The organism is Ignavibacteria bacterium, from assembly GCA_015709655.1.
GTDB lineage: Bacteria > Bacteroidota > Ignavibacteria > Kapaibacteriales > Kapaibacteriaceae > OLB6.
Genome location: CP054181.1, coordinates 2306578 through 2328569, shown reverse-complemented (window position 1 = coordinate 2328569; position 21992 = coordinate 2306578). Strand labels below are relative to the sequence as shown.

The 21992-nt window shown below is 50.3% G+C and carries 20 protein-coding genes and 1 tRNA gene; 9 read left to right on the top strand and 12 right to left on the bottom strand.

What is annotated here, in order from left to right:
• Positions 1-417: 417 nt before the first annotated feature.
• The gene (locus tag HRU79_09380) at positions 418-1362 is read left to right on the top strand and encodes a DUF1801 domain-containing protein (GenBank protein QOJ26844.1); all 945 of its coding nucleotides are present in this window, start codon (positions 418-420) and stop codon (positions 1360-1362) included.
• A gap of 36 nt (positions 1363-1398) precedes the next feature.
• On the opposite strand, the gene HRU79_09375 is transcribed toward HRU79_09380, so the two are convergent.
• Together HRU79_09375 and speB are read right to left on the bottom strand one after the other, a co-directional pair.
• The gene (locus tag HRU79_09375; protein QOJ26843.1) at positions 1399-2163 is read right to left on the bottom strand and encodes a 2,3,4,5-tetrahydropyridine-2,6-dicarboxylate N-succinyltransferase; all 765 of its coding nucleotides are present in this window, start codon (positions 2161-2163) and stop codon (positions 1399-1401) included.
• Positions 2156-3058 carry an agmatinase gene (speB, locus tag HRU79_09370; GenBank protein ID QOJ26842.1) on the bottom strand — a complete coding sequence of 301 codons (903 nt, stop codon included), beginning with the start codon at positions 3056-3058 and terminating at the stop codon, positions 2156-2158. Before speB ends, HRU79_09375 begins: the two co-directional genes overlap by 8 nt.
• 86 nt (positions 3059-3144) lie before the next feature.
• Here speB and HRU79_09365 point away from each other — a divergent pair, with 86 nt between their 5' ends.
• Together HRU79_09365 and HRU79_09360 are read left to right on the top strand one after the other, a co-directional pair.
• Positions 3145-4437: an MFS transporter gene (locus HRU79_09365; protein ID QOJ26841.1), complete on the top strand. Its 1293-nt coding sequence runs from the start codon at positions 3145-3147 to the stop codon at positions 4435-4437.
• A 48-nt stretch (positions 4438-4485) separates the two neighbouring features.
• Entirely contained in the window at positions 4486-4716 is a 231-nt protein-coding gene (locus tag HRU79_09360; protein QOJ26840.1) for a hypothetical protein, read from the top strand.
• 133 nt (positions 4717-4849) lie between these two features.
• On the opposite strand, the gene HRU79_09355 is transcribed toward HRU79_09360, so the two are convergent.
• From HRU79_09355 to HRU79_09340, 4 genes are all read right to left on the bottom strand, one after another.
• Complete coding sequence (locus tag HRU79_09355; protein QOJ26839.1) at positions 4850-5431, bottom strand: hypothetical protein; 582 nt, start codon at positions 5429-5431, stop codon at positions 4850-4852.
• A gap of 260 nt (positions 5432-5691) precedes the next feature.
• Positions 5692-7143, bottom strand: a complete 1452-nt coding sequence (gene ftsZ, locus HRU79_09350) for a cell division protein FtsZ (GenBank protein QOJ26838.1) — start codon at positions 7141-7143, stop codon at positions 5692-5694.
• Positions 7144-7164: 21 nt separating this feature from the next.
• Positions 7165-8439 (bottom strand): cell division protein FtsA, encoded by a 1275-nt coding sequence (ftsA, locus tag HRU79_09345; GenBank protein QOJ26837.1) that lies wholly within the window; start codon positions 8437-8439, stop codon positions 7165-7167.
• Positions 8436-9209, bottom strand: coding sequence for a hypothetical protein (locus HRU79_09340; GenBank protein ID QOJ26836.1), 774 nt, complete (start codon positions 9207-9209; stop codon positions 8436-8438). The genes ftsA and HRU79_09340 overlap by 4 nt, the downstream gene beginning before the upstream one ends.
• Before the next feature lie 779 nt (positions 9210-9988).
• On the opposite strand from HRU79_09340, the gene HRU79_09335 reads away from it, so the two are divergent.
• The 6 genes from HRU79_09335 (at position 9989) to HRU79_09310 (ending at position 16047) form a co-directional block, all read left to right on the top strand.
• Positions 9989-10073 (top strand) — tRNA-Ser (locus HRU79_09335).
• 54 nt (positions 10074-10127) lie between these two features.
• Positions 10128-10373, top strand: coding sequence for a hypothetical protein (locus HRU79_09330; protein ID QOJ26835.1), 246 nt, complete (start codon positions 10128-10130; stop codon positions 10371-10373).
• Between the two features lie 9 nt (positions 10374-10382).
• Positions 10383-10916, top strand: coding sequence for a hypothetical protein (locus tag HRU79_09325; GenBank protein QOJ26834.1), 534 nt, complete (start codon positions 10383-10385; stop codon positions 10914-10916).
• A gap of 144 nt (positions 10917-11060) precedes the next feature.
• Entirely contained in the window at positions 11061-11612 is a 552-nt protein-coding gene (locus HRU79_09320; protein QOJ26833.1) for an RNA polymerase sigma factor, read from the top strand.
• A 16-nt stretch (positions 11613-11628) separates the two neighbouring features.
• Entirely contained in the window at positions 11629-12714 is a 1086-nt protein-coding gene (locus HRU79_09315) for a T9SS type A sorting domain-containing protein (GenBank protein QOJ26832.1), read from the top strand.
• 15 nt (positions 12715-12729) lie between these two features.
• Positions 12730-16047 (top strand): DUF2135 domain-containing protein, encoded by a 3318-nt coding sequence (locus HRU79_09310; protein ID QOJ26831.1) that lies wholly within the window; start codon positions 12730-12732, stop codon positions 16045-16047.
• Between the two features lie 60 nt (positions 16048-16107).
• Here HRU79_09310 and HRU79_09305 read toward each other — a convergent pair whose 3' ends face one another.
• From HRU79_09305 to HRU79_09280, 6 genes are read right to left on the bottom strand one after another with little or no spacing between them, the layout of a single operon-like run.
• The gene (locus HRU79_09305; GenBank protein ID QOJ26830.1) at positions 16108-17079 is read right to left on the bottom strand and encodes a PD40 domain-containing protein; all 972 of its coding nucleotides are present in this window, start codon (positions 17077-17079) and stop codon (positions 16108-16110) included.
• A 15-nt stretch (positions 17080-17094) separates the two neighbouring features.
• Entirely contained in the window at positions 17095-17799 is a 705-nt protein-coding gene (locus HRU79_09300; GenBank protein QOJ26829.1) for a radical SAM protein, read from the bottom strand.
• Positions 17753-19981, bottom strand: coding sequence for an ATP-dependent DNA helicase RecG (gene recG, locus HRU79_09295; GenBank protein ID QOJ26828.1), 2229 nt, complete (start codon positions 19979-19981; stop codon positions 17753-17755). Before recG ends, HRU79_09300 begins: the two co-directional genes overlap by 47 nt.
• Positions 19982-19995: 14 nt before the next feature.
• Positions 19996-20430 carry an META domain-containing protein gene (locus HRU79_09290; protein QOJ26827.1) on the bottom strand — a complete coding sequence of 145 codons (435 nt, stop codon included), beginning with the start codon at positions 20428-20430 and terminating at the stop codon, positions 19996-19998.
• Positions 20431-20433: 3 nt separating this feature from the next.
• Positions 20434-20913 (bottom strand): hypothetical protein, encoded by a 480-nt coding sequence (locus tag HRU79_09285; protein QOJ26826.1) that lies wholly within the window; start codon positions 20911-20913, stop codon positions 20434-20436.
• A gap of 9 nt (positions 20914-20922) precedes the next feature.
• Entirely contained in the window at positions 20923-21981 is a 1059-nt protein-coding gene (locus HRU79_09280) for a branched-chain amino acid aminotransferase (protein QOJ26825.1), read from the bottom strand.
• Between the last annotated feature and the right edge of the window lie 11 nt (positions 21982-21992).

The following is a 21992-nucleotide window of genomic DNA, read 5'->3' as shown; positions in this document are numbered from 1 at the left end:
GGTCAAGTGAGCGCTCTCCAGGCACCTGACGTCAGGCAAATCAATAATCGGCAGAGATGGTGTACTGACATACTTTCTGAAGGAATTTGTCGAGGAAGCGCTCGATGGCAAGCTTGATGCGCATCTGGAAGCGGAAAGCAAGCAGTCGATTCGGCCAAACCAGCGCAACGGGTGATTTTTCTGTCGCTATGTCAATACAACTTCTGAATACCTCGCAATGCAGTCTCATTTCCCAGAACATGTGGCGTAGTTCTGCGATTTACTCATGCCCAAGTCCGGACTCCTCACATGCGTACTTGTGGTTTCGACTACTCTTCCACAGTGGGCTTACTCCATAGCCCCCTATCCTATACATTCCCACCTCGGAAGCGTGTTTGGTATATTTGCCGATACCTTTCAATACTGAATAATCGTTTCATGACGCAGCAGAATACTGAATCAACACAACCACAAAAGGCTGAAGGGGGCTCTGAATCAGCGGACAATTCAAAACGTGGACATCGCAGAGACCGACGTCGCCCGCACAGGCGTTCCGGGAATCCGCAGCCATCAGCCGACCGTCAACCAGAGTCACAAGCTGCTCCTGCCGTGCCACCAGAGGTGAAGGGAGCTCAGCCACAAAGGCCCGAAACGCAGGATTCCGAATCTTCCGATAAATCGGGACAGCCACCAGGGCAGCAGGGTGCCCAGCGTCAGTCACGTAGGAATAGAAACCGCAACCGGCAAGCCGGCGCTTCCCAAACACCTGCCGAGGGTGATTCCCAACAATCCATGCAAGGTTCTGTAAAGGGTGGTGGCAAGTCAAACGGGAAAAATGCAGATAAACACCCGGATAAGGCACCCGAGAAAAATGGTGGGAAGTCCGGAACAAAGGGACACAGCAAATCAGAGCAAAAGGAACGTGAACAGCCGGCTTCGATTCTGCAACGCCGGTTGTCGAGAGAATCTAAACAGCATGATACTAACGATGAACCCTTCGTACCTGCTCCGCAGCAACCCGAGGCTGCTACAGTAGATGCCTATATCGCAAGGCTCAAGGGGTGGCAGCGGGAGCTGGTTACCAAGCTACGGACACTTATCAAACAACAGGCATCGGATGCTTCGGAGACGATCCTGTGGTCACAGCCTGTATTTACGCTCAATGGTCCGGTCCTATACATCAAGGCATTTACAGATCATGTTAACCTTGGTTTCTGGCGCGGTAATGAGCTCGACGACTCAGGTAACCGACTTGTTGGCGATCTCCCAACCATGCGTCACGTGATCATCAGGAATTTAAATGAATTTGATAAAGACCTGTTCGAGCATTATATCCGCCAGGCGTTTAAACTGAGTCGTGAAAAAGGCGATCCGACGGCTTAGTCAACCTCCTTCCTTTTCTGTGTATTGGGTAAGGGGCTAACGCAAGGCTGATTCTAATGCGGTTGCTGCATCAGTTTTTTCATCGCGATATTTAATGATGATTGGCGTAGCTATACCAAGACCGTGACGAACAGCAAACGATGAGCTGTGTGTTCGCGTTCCGCTAACAACAACGGCTCCCTCAGGAATTTCCAGCGGTGCATCAGAACTGCTGCGAAGAATTCGCTCATGGACCAGATCGTACACTGGCATTGAGGAGTTTAAAATCACTCCGGTGCCAAGTACCGCCCTACTACGCACAAGCACGCCTTCGTACACGCCGCAGTTACCGCCAACAAGAACATCGTCTTCGATAATCACCGGCCGTGCTCCGGCCGGCTCAAGAACACCACCAATCTGGGCAGCAGCACTTATGTGAACACGCTTGCCTATCTGGGCGCAGGTGCCTACGAGAGCATGGCTGTCAATCATCGATCCTTCGTCCACATACGCACCAATGTTAATGTACATCGGCGGCATACAGATCACTCCTCTTGCAACAAAAGCACCCCGACGTATCGCACTGCCTCCGGGCACAACTCGAACACCGGACTCAAGCGTCAGGCGCTTTAACGGCAACGTATGCTTGTCAAAAAACGGGAAGCCCCCTTCACTAACATCAATCAGGATTCCCTGTTTAAAGATTTCCAGGATACGCTGTTTTACCTCGATGTTTACTATCCACTCACCGTCATCATTACGCTGTGCGGCACGCACCTCACCGGTATCAAGTTTTGTTATGAATTGCTCAATGTCACTCATAGTTTGTAAAGGCAAGATTTAAAATTTTATAAATCAGCCGTGCCGTAGTCAGGTTTGGATGCGATAAACCATCCATTGGCGCCAGCTCCACACAGTCTAATCCAACGATCGTCCGCCCCGTACGCCGAATCTCACGAATAACTGCTATAGCTTCATGGTACAACAGCCCGTCCGGCTCCGGTGTCCCGGTTGCAGGCATGGTCGCCGGGTCCAGTCCATCCACGTCGAACGTAATGTACACCTCGGGACCGAGCGTTCCCACAACATGACGTATCCAGCTGGAGCCGTACATACCACGCTGAATTGCCGACATTGTGTAGGTGTTGATGCCGGATACCTTCATAAACTCGGCTTCTTCCTTGCAGAAAGCGCGGATACCCACCTGGGTAATGCGTCGGGGCGACATGATTTCGCATACCCGTGCCATCACCGATGCATGCGAGTATGCCGAGCCTTCGTAGCTGGAACGCAAATCAGAATGGGCATCAAACTGCAGCACGCTCATATTGGGGTAGTGCTTTAAATGAGCGGCAATCGTTGCCTGGCTAATGGTATGTTCGCCACCAAGAGTAACAACAAATTTGTTCAGGCGCAGCAGCTCGTCTATACTATCGTGGATTACGTCCATTGCTCCGGCATCTACAGCATCCTGAAAAGAAATTGGCTGCATCGTGGCAATTCCAACATCAAAGCACAGCTCACGATCGGTTTCGTCATCATAGAATTCAACAAACTTACTTGCCTCCAGGATCGCCTCCGGACCCCTTGCCGTACCCGAGCCATAGCTAACCGTATGTTCGTAAGGGGCTGAGACGATCGCAATTTTGGAATCCTGAAGATTGCTGTGGACACTTTCGATGCCAAGAAAATTATGTTCTATCCCTAATGTTGTCATAAGTCAATGAAAAACGTTAAACCATGAACGATTCGGTTACAAAGATATCCGTTGCTTGATCCAATACCATATAAGGGTAAACACTAATGGGCAGCCTAGGCATACAGCGGTTTGGATGGTACATGGTGGATTGGGCCAACAGTGCCTTTGTGACCACGGTGGTCACGGTGTTTCTGGGTCCCTACCTTACCAGTGTCGCAGAACAAGCTGCCGTCAATGGTACCGTCCACGTCCTTGGTATTCCTCTTCACCCGGGCTCGGTTTTTGCGTATTCGGTAAGCCTGAGCGTACTGCTCCAGGTGCTGGTGCTGCCACTTATTGGTACGTTAACGGACAGGACTGAGTTCAAACGCAGCATTTTAGTTGCAACCTCGATGGCTGGAGCTGCAGCAACAATGTTAATGTTTAGCATTTCCACTGACAGCGGGAATTTTGTCGCCGGTGCTCTTCTCTTCATTATTGCCAATGTAGCATTTGGTGCCAGTGTGGTAGTATCAAACGCGTTCCTTCCCATCTTGTCGGCGCCGGCTGACCGTGACAAGGTAAGCTCACGAGGATGGGCATTAGGGTACCTGGGAGGAGGATTACTCCTTCTTGCTCAGTTACTCTGGTTTAACAATGCTGAGGCCTTAGGTGCAGACACCGGGTTCGTTGTCCGTGGTATTCTTGCTTCATCCGGAATCTGGTGGGCATTGTTTATGGTGGTACCATGGATAACCCTCCCACGATCGGTTCCCGTACCGGAGAGCATCCGGCAGACACCCTTCCGCCAGTTTTTTGTTACGCTGCGCGATATGCGGTTGTATCCCGTTACTCTAACATTTTTTATTGCCTATCTTTTTTACAACGACACAATTCAAACCGTAATTCAAATGGCCTCGGTCTATGGTCAGGAAGAATTACATCTTGGGCTGGATGTTCTTACCCAGGCTATTCTACTTGTACAGTTTGTAGCTATCCCCGGATCACTGTTGTTTGAGCGACTCGCGCGGTTCATCGGAACCAGAAATGCCATTCTGGTTGGACTTGCCGGATGGGCGGCCGTACTGACGGCTGCCTATGGTGTCGTGAATAACGCTACCGGCTTCTACATCCTGGCTTCTGCGATTGCCATTGTGCTGGGCGGCACACAAGCGCTCTCCCGCTCGTTGTTCAGCACCATGATACCTGCCGGCAAGGAAGCTGAGTATTTTGCATTGTACGAAATCGGAGATAAAGGTACATCCTGGATTGGTCCGCTTCTCTTTGGTATAATGCTGAATCTAACCGGTAGTTACCGTGCTTCCGTATTTTCACTTATTATCCTGCTCATTGTAGGGATAATCCTGTTTTTACGGGTAAAACAAAGCCCCTTACACCCATCAAGCGAAAACTTATAGTATTTTTGCACGTTATTTGCGTCCACTACTTATGAAGTTTAGCTGCCTATGTTACTAAAATTTACTGTTGATGCTGAAAAAACGCTCCTGTGGCATGATGGAACGTCGGGTCAGGTGGGTGTAAAGTCGATTGTTGAGACCGACTCAACCAATATTGTGGTTCTTGGTGGGGTTTCATACGTTGCGGAGGGATCACAGGTTAACGTTTTGTTAAATTCGGCCGGTTCGAAAATCGGGATTGCGAAAACCGAAGAAGACCTGCCTGTAAAATCCTTGTAGTCAGAGCACAACTATCCTACACCAGGAATTCGGAAAAAAAGTAAAGGTTGCCATTTCCATGGCAACCTTTGTTTGTTGGGAGTAGCGATTAAAGAGAAAATCTAGATTTACGCCATACGCACCGTTGATTCCGCTACGGCTTTATAAAAAACGGATTAGTGAAAACTACCCCATGTTGGAAATCCCCCGGACTTCCGGGAGCCTGGCGGTAAATGCTGGTATTGGGCGGAGCCACAATTCGAAGACCATGAAGTACCATCCAGGCAGGATCTGCAATAATGTAGATGGTATCGGCCGGTGTAATTTCGCTTGGTGGTTCTCCATCCCAGGCGACCGAACTTGTTGTTTCCGGCCTCATTGGCAGACCGATTCCACACGGTAATGACATTGCTGCTGGTGGTGGTGGCGGTGGTGGTGGCGGTTCACCTGATAAGATCGTACAGGTAGCTAGCTTTGGCAGATCGCCTCCCCCTTTCCCCATCACCAGATACGGAATCCCCGGGTCTCCTTTAAGCTTGTACGTTTTAGCCCACGTCCCTGCATACAGATTAACCGTCTTGCCTGTTTCTATCGTCTCGGCGGTGCTTAGTAAAAGAAGCGTGTCGCCAGCAACCAGGGTTCCGACATATTCACCGTTTGCTCCTTTCTGATACAGTCGCAGCGTATCGCCAACAATGGTTGTAAGCTTAACCGTAATGAAGGCAGGTGCTGACACAGACGCAGAAACCTCACCTGGCGGAGGTTATTTTGTACAACTGCTTACCATTAGAACAATGGCAAGCACAGTCAGTAAACTCTTATGCATTATAACCCTCTATATGTTATGCAAATATGACTTTCGCGAAAATATTGATATTTATAGGGAGATGGTACATACTTTGCAACACTTTATACATTTTAATTTGACAAATAAAAAGCGGTGACACCCTGGGATGCCACCGCCTGAAGACCGTAACGTATATAATGCAGTGCTATCTAGTCCATTATCTTTCGCAGAAATGACGGCTGATTGGAGCCGGATCCGGCACTGCCTTGCCTTGCCCGTGGCCGGGGGAAGGCTTCGGGCTGACCGCCATCAATATCCGCATCGGGTGTGGGATGCTTTACGGGCTTAAGCGATTGCGAGGGAGGTTCTGCTGCCGCATTTTTACTAAGACCTCCACTCTCTTTTATCGGTATCGGCTGAGTAGTGGTACGCAAGACTGGCTGCTGCCGAGATACTGGTAAAGAGGATGATTCGGAGGTGGAATCACGCCATACAGCCGGAACTTCGATATCTGTCTGATCCACCTTTTGGGGTGGTTTGAGCAAACTATGCCTGTCAGGAGAGTGGTTTCCCGGAGCCTGGGAGGTACGGTGTTCGGCAGTAATGACCGGAGCTTCTGTATCACGGACACCATCGGCAGGCTTTGCAATGTTAATTGTAATCGGTGGCCGCAGATCCTTCAACGAATCGTTTTGTCCACCTGAACGATCGAATCCGGTGGCTACCAGAGTAACTGAAATCTGATCATCCAGCTCATCCAGGTCAACAATTCCATGAATAAGATTGGCTTCTTCGCCGGCAGCCTTCTGGATGCACGACATTGCAATTCGAACCTCGTGCATTGTTAAAGAGCTGCTGCCGGAGATGTTCACCAGGATACCTTTTGCGCCATGGATATGCATATCTTCCAGGATTGGCGAATTGAGTGCGTTTTGTGCAGCCTCGAGCGCCCTGTTAGGGCCGCTTCCATAGCCAATACCAATCAGTGCATCCCCTTGGTTTTTCATTACCGTCACGACATCAGCAAAGTCAACATTCAGTAAACCTTCGCGGGTAATGATATCGGCAATACCCTTTGTGGCATTGTAGAGAACTTCGTCAACCAGTTCCAGTGATTTCTGAAATGGCGTATTCTCATCGGCAAGTTCCAGGATTCTGTCGTTTTGAATAACGATCAGTGCATCTACATGCTCACGCAATGCCCGAATACCATCTTCGGCAACTGCCATACGGTACTTGTTTTCGTAGCTGAACGGTTTAGTAACGATTGCAACAACCAGGGCTCCAAGATCACGTGCTTCGCGCGCAATTACCGGAGCGGCACCAGTGCCGGTTCCACCTCCCATTCCTGCGGTTACAAATACCATATCCGACCCGGCAAGAGCTTCGCGAACTTCACCTATCGATTCTTCGACGGCAGCTCTGCCAACATCGGGGTTTGCGCCGGCACCAAGGCCGCGGGTAATACTGGACCCAAGGTTAATTTTTACCTGGGCCGGATTCTTTAAAAGTGCTTGGTTATCAGTGTTGGCTGCAATAAAGTCCACGTATTCCAAGCCACGTGCAATCATTGTGCGCACGGCGTTCCCGCCGGCACCGCCAACACCAATCACGCGGATTCGAGCTCCGCTGGAATGGCTCATGTCGAGCTCAATCGGCATATTTCCCCCCGATCGGTGACACTATAGGTTCTCAAACCAATTTTTAACTTTTGATAAAAATCCCTTTTGGTCTCCACTATGCTGTTGAGTGGCGGCCACAGGGTGTTGTTGAGTCTCCCGTTCCTCGGCGGGAGTTTCGAATTCATCTTCATGTTGTAGCGCGTAGAGCGCCAGCCCGACTGCAGTTGAATAGGCAGGACTGGTGACTTCCTTCCCCAGCCCGTCCTTACTGATACTGCGCGGTATCCCAATTGCAACCGGCATATTAAACACCCGACGCGCCAGGGTATCTGAGCCTCGTAGCAGACTGCTGCCACCGGTAAGGACAATACCTGCATTCAGCTGGTGCGCCCAGCCGCTGTCCATTAGCCGCTGTAAAACCAGTTCAAAGGTTTCGGCTGCCCGTGGTTCAATAATCTGCGCCAGCACAACCTTGCTAAGCTCGGTAGGTGTACGTCCGGCAACTCCGGGTATCTGAAAAACAGTGTCGTGCATGATGGTCCGGCCGTCAGCATGACCATGATCTTTTTTAATCTGCTCGGCATCAAGATTCCTGATACTCAGCACCGTCATGATATCATCAGTTACTTTTTGTCCTGCCACGGGCACTACACTGGCAAAGCGTAACACATTGCCCTTAAATACCGATACATCCGTAGTCCCGGCTCCGATGTCCACCAAGGCAATGCCAAGGTCTTTTTCGGCTTCTTCAAGGACGGCATATGCGCTGGCAAGGGGCTGAAGCACAAGCGCATCTACATCCACGCCTGCTCGCTCGGCACAGCGGTAAATATTGTCAACCGCTGCTGCCGATGCTGTTATCACCAGACCATTTGCTTCAACACGCTTCCCGCTCATGCCCAGCGGGTCGGTAATGCCTTCCAGGTCGTCTATCACATAATCCTGCGGGATGACGTGCAAAATCCGGCGATCCGGTGTTATCCGTACCTGCGCCAGTTCGTGATGCAGTCTCCGTACGTCGGATGCTGTGATCTCAGCTCCCGAAACGGTCACGATGGCCTTGGTACCGGATGTTGCAATATGATCGCCACTTACACCAACAACAGCACGTGTAATTTCAAACCCGCTTTTCTTTTCGGCTTGCTCAATCGCGTTATTAATTGCTTCTGCCGTCTTACCAATGTTGGTAACAACCCCTCGTTTCAATCCGTCACACGGTGCAATGCCGGAGCCAACAATGTCAATCATTCCGGTGGACGGATCGCGCGTTGCAACAACAACAGCAACCTTCGATGTCCCAATGTCCAAACCAACGTATGGTGTACGATTACTCACGATGCACCCCGCTGCCGGACAACCTGTCCGTCCCACCGTAAATCATAAACTCCGTTACAGAGTGCCTGAGCACCAAAACTGTGTGCAAATACCCTGGCATTTTGAAATGATACTCCTGCTGAGATTCCCCGACTGATGCCGTGACCAGTAGTTGGGTTAACATACCATACCCCATGCGCGGTACGCAATTCAATCCGAGAATTTTTCCTGCAAACCACTTCACTGACTGCAGAGTACAACTCTGTTCCAAGCTGGGCTTGCGCTGCTTGCAGAATTGCGACGATGCCTTGCAAATCCAACTCGCTATAACTCTGCCCGGCCCCCGGCCGTATCACCGGTAAATCCTGAGCAGTCCGCTCAACCGATTCCGGTAAGATTACTCCCTGATCGTCTACATACCTGAGGTTACCGTCACCTATCTCTACATGGGCTACCGGCCGGCACTCTATAATCTCCGCAGCTATGGTCCGTACACCGGTGTAATACACAAATGCGTTCGTAACAAACGGTATGGTTTCTATGCTGTCACGTACTGCCGCTAGAACAATATTCTGCCGCTGCTTACTTATCTCCGCACCAAGGACGGCTTGTACATACTGCCGGCTTAATCCGGTCGCCCCTTTTATGACAACCTGCTCCACTGACTGACGCTCCAGCCAGTGTGTCCCAATAAACGCTGCAAATGCAAGAACCAGAACCGACACCGTTACAGCCGACGTACGTCCGGACCTTGCAACTTCGACCGATGTGTGTTCCCCTCTGCGCTTCACTGATATTCCTGTTTTGTGGATAAGTGCCGTGACAATATCCACATCCTGTGGATAACTATAGTTCGGTCACCTGTTTCCTGTATCTTCACCATTTGAAAAAACTAATTTATCTCAGTTTTTTACAATGGCTTACAACAATGCAAAGGTACAGTCTACACACACCCGTTGCAAGTGCAACAAACCGTTTTTTTGCAGATATTTCCAACAGGTTATCCACATCAAGGGGATTTTTCCAATTTGCAGGCTCTGTGCCCGGGAACTTTTGTGTTTGCGCCCGATGCACAAGCGCTACACAAACACCGAGGTGCATGCAGACTTTAACCAGGTCAGTCGCAACAGCAGGTGCCAGGCTTCGGGTCCTCATTTCGTGATTTAGCTCCAAGCCTACTCCGGTAAAAAACAATTTCTATACAACTCCTTTGCTTTTCCCACAAATGTGGAAAAGCGAAAGTTGACGATCAGTCGCGACGGTGGAAAACCATAACCGTTGAAAAACAATACAGATACGAATTGGCTACAGGAGGATATCAACAGTCTTATTAACAGCTTAACAACAACTCTTTCTGTTATCCACCGTAATATCCACTGCTTGTCCCCATTCTTCTACAATGCTGATTGGCATCGTTTTCATGATTACTCGTACAGTACCAAGCTCGTGAATCCAGATTACGGAGGTACATCGACCTTCATTCATGCCTCAACAATCACTGCCTTATTTGGATTGAATTCAAATTCGTTTGAAATCAACGAACGCTGATTCATATATTTGTGATCCCCACGGAGGGCTCGCATAATGGTATTGCAGCGGTCTTGAAAACCGCCGGGCGCAAGCCTGTGGGGGTTCGAGTCCCTCGCCCTCCGCCATCTACCGTGTCGCTCACGGTTCGGTCTCTTTACCAACCATCCTTAAGGATTAGCATGTTTCGATACCTGGCCATGTTTGCAATCGTAGCGCTCGGGCTATCCGGGTGCTCAGAGAGTACAAACCCTTCCACCCCTACTTCATTCCTTTCGTTCAAAACGGGGACATATATTCTAAGCAACGTTGATGTATTTGGCAAAAGCAGCACCGGAACTGATTCTGTGCTGGCCAATTACTCGGACTCAGTGGCAGTAACCGGGTCGGCTATGATTACGGATTCAAAAGGAAATGCAAAGAATTAACAGTTGTATGTGAAGTTTATTCAAGGGGCTCCGGTTGACACAACGTCTCTCTCGGAGTCGTCCGACAAGTCAAAGCTCTACCGCCTCTACCCAATGGCATACAACATTTCCGGTGTTGGGGTGGTTGATTTTGGTAGTCACTGGACGTTGCTGTATGATAATGCCAGCACAACGTGGACGGCACTCCAGGACTCGGTTAGTGGCATAAAGGCAACCTATATGGGAATGGAGCTAACCTTTGATGCTGCGGTCAAGGTAAATGCCAGCAAAACAGGTACTGAAGACCTAACCATCAATGGTGCTGCCGTAAAAACGACCAAGGTAAAACTGAACTATGTTATCCAGCTGTATATCAGTTCTGCATTAGGTCCAATCCCGGTGGAGCCAATTCTCGTTAATGCAGAATACTGGCTGGCCGAAAATGTTGGTATTGTTAAAACAAAACAGGATCCGTCCGCAATTAAACTGGGTCCGCCTGCTAACCAGGTGATCCCCTTCCCGGGCTTTGTTTATACGCCAACAAAATTCGTCATAGCACAATAATCAAAATACCTATTCTCTTGAAAGGGGCTCTGGCAACAGTAGCCCCTTTTTTTTGTTCTGCCGGTTTTACCACTATTTTGTTTTGTTACGCATGTAACCGGGTACCAACATGCTGACTCTGACGGCCTGAACAAACACACAGCTATGGAACACTCAACTCCGGCAACACGCGAATCCGATTTTCTGCATACACTTCATTCGTTCTACCGTCAGGCAGAACGATTTGCCCTCTCACTTGCTCCAACGCGCGAAGATGCACGCGACTTACTGCAGGATGCCTTGGTCATTGCATGGCAGAAATACGATGACATACACGATAAGGCAGCTATGAAGACATACGTGTTCACTGTCATCTGCAACCTCAACCGACGTCGTTTTCGCAAACGCCGGCTGGAACAGTCACTTCCCGATGAATATGAAGACACCATCCGTGATACCGAACTGCTGCCCGACCGCAAAACAGATTCAGCCTTGGTCCGCGATGCAATTAACCAGCTGCCCGATGCGTACCGAGAAGCCCTGCTACTATACGAGGTTCACGATCTGCCGGTTGCAGAGATTGCCGTTATCCAGCACTGCTCTGTGAGTGCAGTAAAGCTCCGACTGTTTCGTGCACGCAGAACTGTTGCTAAAAAACTTGGTGTGACAAAATCATCTGACTATTCGGTGCCAACAACTCTTCCCATTCGACAATAGACAAACTGAGCGTAACATGAAAACATTCCAGACTCTTCGTGATGCATTCGATTCGCAGCGGGTACCGCCACCAACTCCTCCGCTACTGTCTGATCACGACATCCTGTCCGCAATTCAGTCGGCTCCGCCCACGTCCCCCGATGCTCCGGCCGTTGGCCACAAAAACATCCGCCGTACCATAGCCTTTGCATCAGCTGGTGCAGCTGTTGCTGCCGGCATAGCGTGGTTTGCCTTCGTGGATCGGGCCGAACCCGGTATCACTGAACAGGAATTCGTTGCCGAAACATCTCAAAAAACCATAAATTCCGTTACTACCGATACGGGAAACCAAAGCCCCTTACCATCTGTTGCCTCAACGCTCAGCGATAACAATGCCCCCACGGCGCATGATGCGCACCCTGTACACTTTGCGCAGATTCGTCCTGCAGCGGCGGAATCATTGGGCCTTTCCGTCACCAACGAACGAATCACCTATGTTGAGGATGGGTTTCGGATAACGATTTCACCATCGGGAATCAGCGTCCGCGGAACCCATGATGCAACAGCAACACCGGCTCCAAAGCACATTACACTCTATCGCGATGATACCGTTCTTGCCTCATGGTTCTCGGAAGCACATGCAGAGGTTGGCAGTCTTGTTGCCGTTCGCTATACTTTGAAAAATCCTTCTCAACCACTGTTTCCGTATGCAGATGTCGTACTGTGGTACCAACCTTCTGTTGCATTTCTGGATGCCGTCCCACCCGAGGTTGCCCAACAGATCAGGCAGGAACTAAGGGGAGCAAAGGCGTCCGATCCGCTCACACAACCATTGCATACTCCAAACGGAATTACCTCAGCAGAGATCTTCCCGAATCCGGTTCGAAGCCAGATGGCATCGTTACGGTTAACGGTTGGCAAGAGGCTTACTACAACAGCATCTATCATCAACATCCAGGGGAATACAGTTTTGAACCTATGGAACGAACGCATTCTAACCGAAGGCACCCATACTGAGCCGATTTCCCTGCCATCAGAATTGGCAAACGGAATGTACGTAATCGTCATCACCGATGCACAGTCATCAGAACAGATAGTACAACGAATTCTTATCGAGCGGTAAACCGGAGAACGAACGATGAAAACATACTTTAATATCACTCTGCTTATCGCACTGACTATTGTTTCGGCACTCAGCCTGACGCTGCCACTGCTGCCGCAGGATCCTGATACGCCGACTGCACGTATTCTGCCCAAACCACCGGTGTCAGTGGGCGTGTTCGTGCGTGATTCAAATGGGACCCCGGTTCCAATGATGGTGCAGGAACTGGATGTCAGTGTTGCGATAACCGGTACAATTGCAACAACAACACTGGATATTACCGTGTTTAATCCTCATGACCGAGTGCTGGAAGGTGAGTTTGTGTTTCCGTTAACAAACGGACAAACGGTGTCGCGCTTTGCTTTAGATATTAACGGTAAGTTGCGCGATGCTGTTGTAGTAGATAAAAGCAAGGGTCGCTCAACCTTCGAGGAGGTTATCCGCACCAAGGTCGATCCAGCCTTGCTGGAGTGGACACGGGATAACTCTTTTAAAGCTCGGATCTATCCGCTGCCGGCGAAAGGCATCCGCAGAATTGTAATTGCCTACGAACAGTTGCTGACGTCTGTCCCTGAAGGTCTGGGCTACACAATCCCTTTTTCGTACACCTCTGCGATACCAAAGTTTAATTTCCACGCTACCGTTACAGGGTTTGGCAGCACACCGAGCTTAACGGGTGGCAGTGCTGACACTATGTTTTTCAGTCCGCATGGCAGAAACTACACGATTGGTTTTTCCCGAGCAAACGTGCTGCTTACAACACCGTTTACCATCATGGTTCCTGTGGCGCTTTCCCAACATCGTGTTGTGGTAGAAGAGCACAAGGGTGACGACTATGCGGCTATTTTTCTGAATACCGGTAGCGACGTCAACACCCGCCGGTTACCTGTACAGCCACGCTCTGTAACAATACTCTGGGATGCTTCCATCTCTGGTACTAAACGAAACATTCCCTTGGAACTCGAGTATCTGAAACAGTTGATGAACACAATGAGGCCGGCTTCAATCACGGTACTGACCTTTGCCCATACCATTCTTACCAAGCAAGAGTACAGCCTTGCAGATTCTCAGCTCATTGTAAAAACACTTAGCAGTTTACCGATGGACGGTGCAACTCAGCTTGGTGTACTGCCACTGCGTACTCTTACGTCAGACATTGCGTTTTTGTTCAGCGATGGCATTTCAACCTTTGGGAACGAGCAAATTCAGGATGCCACTGTTCCGGTATATTGCATCACATCGGCTTCACCGGCTGACTTCCCGGTTCTGAATTCAATTGCTGTCCAGAGCGGCGGTGAACTGATTGATCTTACCGTACTGTCACTTCACGACGCTATCGAAACAGCGCTTCAACAGCACCACAAAATCATGTCAGTCAGCGTGATTGACGGCAGAATGACTGACATTCTTCCATCATCGGCAACAGTGAGCAATGGGGTCACAGTCGTATGTGGTCGCCTGCTTACCTCATCCGCAACAGTGCGAATTACCACCGGCTTTGATAACAGCTCACAACAAACTCACACAATCACCATCAGTAAACATGAGCATGGTTCGGAAGGCACCGCAATTCCACGCCGATGGGCCACCATGATGATTGAGAGGCTGAGCATTAACAGGTCAGGAAATGCCGACGCAATTCGTGATTTGGGAACCCGGTTTAACCTCGTAACACCCGGGACATCGCTAATCGTACTGGATCGAATCGAAGATTACCTGCGATTCAACATTAAGCCCCCGGAGTCAGAGCCTGAACTTGTTGCTCTTTTTCAGGAACGAATTGCCGCCTACCGGCAAGACAGTGTGCGTGCCATACAGGAACGGCACACCACTATTGAAAAAACGCTTAATAGTGTGCGTACCGCTGCAAAACCATCATCACTACCTGCTAACTCCGGAACGTTCTGGATATGGCCGGAAGCTCAGCCCCTTCCCAATGGAATATCGGTCCGGGAGATCGGTTCTGTAACAGGGAAGGTAACAGATGAAAAGGGTGTGGCACTTCAGAATAAAAAAGTAACGATATTGAATACCGGTTTTATGGCTGTCACGGATGCAACAGGAACCTATACGTTTACAGGAATTCCGCATGGTGTGTATTCCGTTATTGCTGATCCTAACGGTGGCAGTGGAACAGCCCGCAGCACCGTTATCGTAGAGCCCGGAAAGGTTGTGCGAGGCAACATTATTCAATCCAGGGTCAGAATAACGGACCTGAAGGCGTCTGACGTTGTAGGAAGAGCCGCCACCCGCAATGGTGCCGCCACCATTGGACTCCCTGCACCGGCAGCGTACGGTGGTGCCATGGAACGGCTGAGTGTATCTGACGAGAGCGCTATGGTGTCGGGCGTAGATGCCGCCGTAGTGTCAGACAATTTTCAAATGGAGATGGCAGATGCAACAACACCTGACCGCCATTCTGCGGAGCCATCATCCAACATTAATCTTGTGCCGGGCAAACCTACAGAACATAGTGTATCCCGTGAAGTATGGACGGAGTCGCTTGATCGGGCCACTACGGCTGACCAGGTTTATGCCGTGTACGTACAGCTACGCAACCACTATTTTGAGTCAACCGGCCTATATCTTGATGCTGCAGATGCGTTGATTCAGCACGGCAACAAGCCACTGGCATTACGAGTGCTACTTTCATTGGCCGAGATACAGAGTGAAGACGCACGTACACTACGGATTCTGGCTCACAGGCTATTACAGCTGGGTTATCCGCAACACGCTGTCCACGTTTTTCGTGACGTGTTACGCATTCGTGATGAGGAGCCCCAAAGCTACCGCGACCTGGCACTTGCCTTTGCAGCTACCGGTGAGTATCACCAGGCAGCATCGCTGCTAACATCCATCATAACACGTCCGTGGCACAACCGCTTTCCCGAAATTGAAGTTATTGCCGCTCGTGAATTGGGTCGGCTGGCACTGCAGCCCGGTGCTTCAAACATTCAAATCCCGGCAGAATACCGCATCCCGGTTAACACGGACCTCAGGGTAGTTCTCACGTGGGATGCTGACAACTGCGACATGGACCTGTGGGTTACCGATCCGGATGGTGAAGTGTGTATGTACAACAACCGTGATACAAAACTGGGCGGACATCTGACGCGAGACTTTACAGGCGGATACGGCCCGGAAGAATTTGTTCTTCCAAATGCAAAGAAGGGCGCCTATAAAATCCAGGTTAACTACTATGGCAGCCGGCAGCAAACCATCGAACGTCCGACCACCGTTCAGGTTGATATGTTCACAGGTTACGGTACCGCTGCCGAGCAGCACACGGCAACAACACTGCGGGTTAACCAGGTATCACGGATCATTGATGTTGGCACTATCCTGGTAAATTAAATTACTGCCATGAATTTATGCCGATACCGCTCAGCTCTGGCCGCAGGCCTCTGTTAACGCCTACTGCTTCCGCTTTGAAATCCACAAGTCAAGGAGTCCCTTGCCTCCCGGACGATTTGATGCAAACACAAACGAGCCGTCGGGTAAAATCGCCGGATCGGTTTCGTTATACTCGGTGTTCAGCCAGTCGAGTGGTTCCGGCTCGCCCCACACGCCTGCCTGGAGCACAACCATGAACAAGTCAAAACCACCCTTTCCGCCATATCCATTTGATGCATACACAAGCGTATCGGCCGAAATAAAGAATGGTGTAACTTCATCACCCTCGCTGTTCACGCGCGAACTCAGCAGTACCGGTGCATCCCACTCCTCGTCCCGACGGCGATCACAAACCCATAGGTCCAGGCCCCCTGCTCCACCCTCACGGTCCGAAACAAATACCAAGCGAGTACCATCCAGCGACAAAGCAGGTTGTGCATCGAAACCATTGCGGTGAATCTGAGCTATTGGATGTCCCAAGTTCACTGCATCGGCATCGGTAGGTGCCGTAACGATGGTTGGCCATGCCTGTGCCTCGTGCCTGGTGAATGCAACACCAACAGCCTCGCCGTCCTTACCAAAACTGATAAATGACCTCCAGTGCCCGTCCGCATTAAACGTACCCGGTACGGCTGAAACATCAGGGCTGCTGTTCGGAGCAACAATGTTTTCCGGGAAACGTGCCTGCCACAGCTCTGCATACCCGTTACGCTCACTGGTAAACACCAGCCTGTTCATATTTGTTTGCCATACGGGAGCATAATCATCGTGGTCGCTGTTAACCTCGGCAAGGATAACCGGTGCTGCATAGCCATCGTAAAAATTCGTCCTGCTGCTTAGTGCCTGTGCAAAACTAGTGATAGGTATTGCAAACATCGTTATCATTATCATTACCATAGCAACTGGCAAGGCTGTGGCAGCATACCACACCCTGGGTTGACGTACGGATGTAGTGAGGACAGAGTTTACTGTGTAACAATTGGTACTGTGCATTAAATTTCCTTATCCTTAAACACCCCTCATAGCCGGATCCCAGATATATTTATGAATCTGCAACTGGAAGCGAACCGGAAGAGCATCTTCCAGAATCCACTCCACCAACTGACGATAGTCCTGGACACCGAATACTGCCGACATAAGAATTTCGTTAACTCGTTCTGTAAGACGGTATTCTGAAATAACATCCCTGGCGTACTCATAGTCACCACGTGAGCCAATAACAAACTTTACTTCATCAGGGGGCTTCAGGCAGCCGATATTTTCAAGCCGGTTGAGTGGTGCCATTTTAGAGTCCGGACATTTAATATCAACGATCCGTATAACACGCTCATCAACGCTACTGATATCAACATGCCCTCCTGTTTCTACCGCCACCGTATATCCCATATCGCACAATCTGCGCATCAGGGTCAACACTTCCGGTTGTTCCAATGGTTCACCGCCTGTAAGTTCTACGAACCTGCAGTTGTACTTCTGAACGTGAAGGAGCACCTGATCTACTGTGTACTGCTGTTCAGTTTTCCGATGGTCCAGCGCATAGGTTGTATCGCACCAGGAGCAACGCAGTTTACAGCCCTGAACCCGCACAAACACGCAGGGGAGGCCGGTTCGCGACCCCTCTCCCTGGATCGAATAGAATATTTCGCTGATATTGAGCACACCGAAATTATGCAATATGAACCGAGTTCTGGCCCGAAAGCTGTGCCATAACATGACGGCGGAGTGCAGCATGGTTTGGCTGGACAAGCTCCGGATCGTCTGCCACTACTGCGAATGCATCCGATCGTGCCAGCGTCAGTAAATCACCGTCGGATACGATATTGGCGTATGCAAACTCCGGAATGCCACTTTGCCGCGTACCCATCACGTCGCCAGGGCCGCGAAGATTCAAATCAACCTCGGCAATCGTAAACCCGTTAGTCGTCTCTTCCATGGTCCGCAGCCGCGCTATACTCTTAGCTCGTTCTACACCGGCATCTGCTGATTTCAGGTGATAACGATAATGATCTTTAGTGGCAAGCAGACAGTAGCTTTGATCAGCTCCCCTGCCCACCCGGCCGCGCAGTTGGTGCAACTGTGCCAGCCCGAAACGTTCGGCATTCTCGATTAGCATAACGGTAGCGTTGGGAACATCTACGCCAACTTCGATTACGGTGGTTGCAACCAGGACCTTGGTTCGCGCTTCAAGGAACTCCGTCATGACTACATCCTTTTCGGCTGCCGTCATTCTACCGTGGAGTAACCCCACCGTTAAATCCGGGAACACTGATTTCTGGAAATACTCATAGTGCTCAACCGCACTTTTTACCTCCAGTTTTTCACTCTTCTCAACGAGTGGAAACACAATGTATGCCTGACGTCCGTCCCGCACGTGTTCCCGAATAAAGTCGTAGGCCTGTTTGATTTGCGATTCGAACACAACCTTGGTTTTAATTGGTTTCCGGTGTTGTGGAAGTTCATCGATCACCGACGTATCCAGATCGCCGTACACAGTCATTGCCAGGGTTCGCGGAATTGGCGTGGCACTCATCACCAGCACGTGAGGCCACAACTGATGCCCGGCATGACTTATCCTGCCAAGCCGCTGCAGCTCGGCTCGCTGTGCTACTCCAAAGCGATGTTGCTCATCAATAACAACCAAACCAAGGTTGTTGTAACTGATATTGCCATCAAACAGAGCATGAGTTCCCACTATGATATGTGCCTGCCCCGTTTGCACTTTATCTTCAACCGTCCTGCGTACTTTTTTACCTTGGGCTCCAACAAGCAGCTCAACGCTGACATCCAAACCGTCCAGTAAACGTATAAAATTCCTGTAGTGTTGTTCAGCCAGAATCTCTGTTGGCACCATCAGAGCCGTTTGATAGCCATTGTCAACAGCATTCAGCATACACAGCAGGGCAACAATGGTTTTCCCGCTTCCAACATCGCCCTGTAACAAACGATGCATGGGAATACCCTGCTTCACATCGGCAATAATTTCGTTTATTACGCGCCGCTGTGCACTGGTCAGAGCGTACGGCAAACGTTCCATCAGAGCACGTGCCCGAGGGCTTTTGGGGTGCATGACGATACCCGGTTCACTCCGCTTCAGGGTACCCTGACGTTGGGCAAGCATTATCTGGAACAGGAAGAACTCTTCGTACTTAAGCCTGCGCCATGCTTCTGTTGCTTCGGCCATTGATTCCGGACAATGGATCTTGCGAATGGCCTCGCTTCTCTGCATCAGGTGATGTCGCTCCAAAATCTCATTCGGCAGCACCTCGATCACCGAATTCTGCAACAATTCCAGTGCACTGTTCACAAGACTGCGCAGCATTCGCATTGTAATACCGGCTGACTTCATGCGCTGCGACATCGGGTACATGCTTAACACAGCCCCCTGTTTCATCCGCTCTATGTCATCGTCATCAACTCTGTCCAGCTCAGGGTGAGTAAACGTAAGCCTGCCAAAGCGATCATTGAATTCGGGCATACCGCTAACCAGGAACCGTTCGCCAACCTTAAGCAGCGTACGATAATATCCGATAGCATTCCAGAACACCAACTGTGCCTGTCCACCCATTTGATCGCCTACGCTTGCGGTGAGCATTGAACGACCACCGCGCAATGGGCGTTCGCTGACGTGATCAACGGTCACAAGCACCGACGATTCGCTGCTCACGCTGGCGGGAATGTTACCCGGTGACTCCAGCCATTCGGATTGAGCTTGTAAACGCACTGCAATATCGCGCATTGAGCCTACAAGACTCCGGTCAATATAGCCGCGAGGGACCAGCCGCAGTACGTCATCTGGCGTTACAATACCTTCAGAAGCCAGTACCCGGGCGCGCTGCGGGCCGATTCCCTTTACATACTGCAGTGGCACTGTATCGGCTGCCGTTTGCGAAGCCATCGGCATTGAAAACTTTACAGTGCTGACTTGGCCTGAGCTTTCAAGAGCTCAGTTCCCGTACCGTCGAGCAACATCAGCATATCACCATCAACCTTCATCCGGGTGGCACGATTCAATGCGTCAATAAAAGCCGTTTCAACGCTCATCACATCGGGTTCACATGCTTTCTTGGTAACGGCAAGCGTACCAAACTTGAGCGACGTCAGGTCGTTAGTATACGAACCGCTAAACACATTACAGCCTGTGCTCCCTGATACCATACGCTTGACCGGATCAAACGCCAATGTAGGGATGTGATCAGCACTCATACTTGCCAGACTTTGCGCTCCAATCTGAGTAACCTGCCAGGCGTTTGCGGTTGGATCGGTGCTTACGTTTTTTGAAGATGAACACCCTGCAAGAAATATCACACTAAACACAAAAGCAGAGATTGTAAATATCGTTCTCATCGTTCATTGCTCCTTATGGTAGATATGAGAAAAAGCTATAAAGTCTGTTTGAGGGGGCTCACCGCCACTTATCCGAATGAGTCGCACGAGTTCACCCAGGTGGTGTGTTGAATGGTTTACTACCTGCTCAATGATATCGCACAGCGGTGTGTGGTGGTGGTTGCCTTTTGCGTCGGTGTACAAAATCATGATTTCGAATATACCTGCGTCAAGACCGGTTAAATAATCCACCCACAGCTGGGTAGCGTACGTAAACTGTCGGGGAGTATCTGCAACCGGAAGCAGTGTAACCGATTGTTCGTGTTCAACCTTCGTGCAGCGTGAATGCCACATAAACCGGGACCTCGTGATATGAGGTACAAGCAGTTTAACGCGTTCATGATCCAGCAAATTGGTTTGCTGCAATGCACCGTAAATCCGATCGAACTGCCAGTTACCGTATTGCAGCAGTTGAATAAACCAGTCATCCGATCTAGTATTCATTTTCATTATTTACTCCGGTTCTACAACGGTCATCCATTTATACGTATCCGCCAGAGTACCATAGCGTATGCCATCCAGTTTGGCGCGTACAGCAGTGGCAATGCCGTCAGGGGAGTCCGGGAATTCATACTGAACACCGTCCACAGCAATCATGCCCATCGGCACAACCGAGGCAGCGGTTCCAAAACCAAGCCCCTCGGTCACCGACCCGTCCTTTAACCCCGAGACAATCTCCGCTACTTCGATACTGCGTTCATGGACTTCAACTCCCATATCTCGTGCAAGAGTCAGCACCGAGTCACGTGTTACACCGTCCAGGATTGTGTTTCCAAGTGGAGGCGTAACCAAAGCCCCTTTAATAACAAATGCAACATTTGTGGTACCGATTTCCTCCACCGTACTGTGGGTAAGCGCATCGGTCCACAGCACCTGATCATAACCTTCGCTGTGAGCAATCTTGGTTGGGAGCATCACACCTGCATAGTTTCCCCCGCACTTTGCAAATCCGGTCCCGCCGGGTGCGGCACGCGAGTAATCACGTTCGACTTTGATTTTCAGCTTACCTTTATAAGCAGCCCGAAACGGGGCTCCAAGCACCATGAACATATACTCATCTGCAGGCTTCAGGCCAACATGTTCTTCACTGCCAAACACAAACGGTCGCAGGTAATATGCTGCAGGCGGACCGGGTGGAACCCAGTCAGAATCTACTCCCGCCAGACCAAAAACGCCACCACGAAACAGGTCGGCCGGAACGTCGGGCATACACATGCGGGCAAGCGATTTTAGCAGGCGTGCGTGATGTTTTTCCCACCTGAAAATCCGAATCACACCGTCGGCTCCGCGATAGGCTTTCATGCCTTCGAATACAGTTTGGGCATAATGTAGCACGATACTGTATGGCGAGAGCGGGATTGGGCGATACGGCTGAATTCGGGATTTTAGCCATTGACCGTTTGCATACTCGGCTACAGCCATGTGATCTGATGGCACATTGGAGAGCGTGCCGCGCTGAACAGCCATCATATCCAGGCGTGGTGTTAGCGTCCTATCTATGGGGAAGTGCATGAACAAACTTA

Excerpts from the sequence above, each read along its gene's own strand:
- HRU79_09380 (QOJ26844.1), top strand. The coding sequence starts at position 418 with ATGACGCAGCAGAATACTGAATCAACACAACCACAAAAGGCTGAAGGG.
- HRU79_09375 (QOJ26843.1), bottom strand. The coding sequence starts at position 2,163 with ATGAGTGACATTGAGCAATTCATAACAAAACTTGATACCGGTGAGGTG.
- speB (QOJ26842.1), bottom strand. The coding sequence starts at position 3,058 with ATGACAACATTAGGGATAGAACATAATTTTCTTGGCATCGAAAGTGTC.
- HRU79_09365 (QOJ26841.1), top strand. The coding sequence starts at position 3,145 with ATGGGCAGCCTAGGCATACAGCGGTTTGGATGGTACATGGTGGATTGG.
- HRU79_09360 (QOJ26840.1), top strand. The coding sequence starts at position 4,486 with ATGTTACTAAAATTTACTGTTGATGCTGAAAAAACGCTCCTGTGGCAT.
- ftsZ (QOJ26838.1), bottom strand. The coding sequence starts at position 7,143 with ATGCCGATTGAGCTCGACATGAGCCATTCCAGCGGAGCTCGAATCCGC.
- HRU79_09330 (QOJ26835.1), top strand. The coding sequence starts at position 10,128 with ATGTTTCGATACCTGGCCATGTTTGCAATCGTAGCGCTCGGGCTATCC.
- HRU79_09320 (QOJ26833.1), top strand. The coding sequence starts at position 11,061 with ATGGAACACTCAACTCCGGCAACACGCGAATCCGATTTTCTGCATACA.
- HRU79_09315 (QOJ26832.1), top strand. The coding sequence starts at position 11,629 with ATGAAAACATTCCAGACTCTTCGTGATGCATTCGATTCGCAGCGGGTA.
- HRU79_09310 (QOJ26831.1), top strand. The coding sequence starts at position 12,730 with ATGAAAACATACTTTAATATCACTCTGCTTATCGCACTGACTATTGTT.
- HRU79_09305 (QOJ26830.1), bottom strand. The coding sequence starts at position 17,079 with ATGCACAGTACCAATTGTTACACAGTAAACTCTGTCCTCACTACATCC.
- HRU79_09300 (QOJ26829.1), bottom strand. The coding sequence starts at position 17,799 with ATGTTATGGCACAGCTTTCGGGCCAGAACTCGGTTCATATTGCATAAT.
- recG (QOJ26828.1), bottom strand. The coding sequence starts at position 19,981 with ATGGCTTCGCAAACGGCAGCCGATACAGTGCCACTGCAGTATGTAAAG.
- HRU79_09290 (QOJ26827.1), bottom strand. The coding sequence starts at position 20,430 with ATGAGAACGATATTTACAATCTCTGCTTTTGTGTTTAGTGTGATATTT.
- HRU79_09285 (QOJ26826.1), bottom strand. The coding sequence starts at position 20,913 with ATGAATACTAGATCGGATGACTGGTTTATTCAACTGCTGCAATACGGT.
- HRU79_09280 (QOJ26825.1), bottom strand. The coding sequence starts at position 21,981 with ATGCACTTCCCCATAGATAGGACGCTAACACCACGCCTGGATATGATG.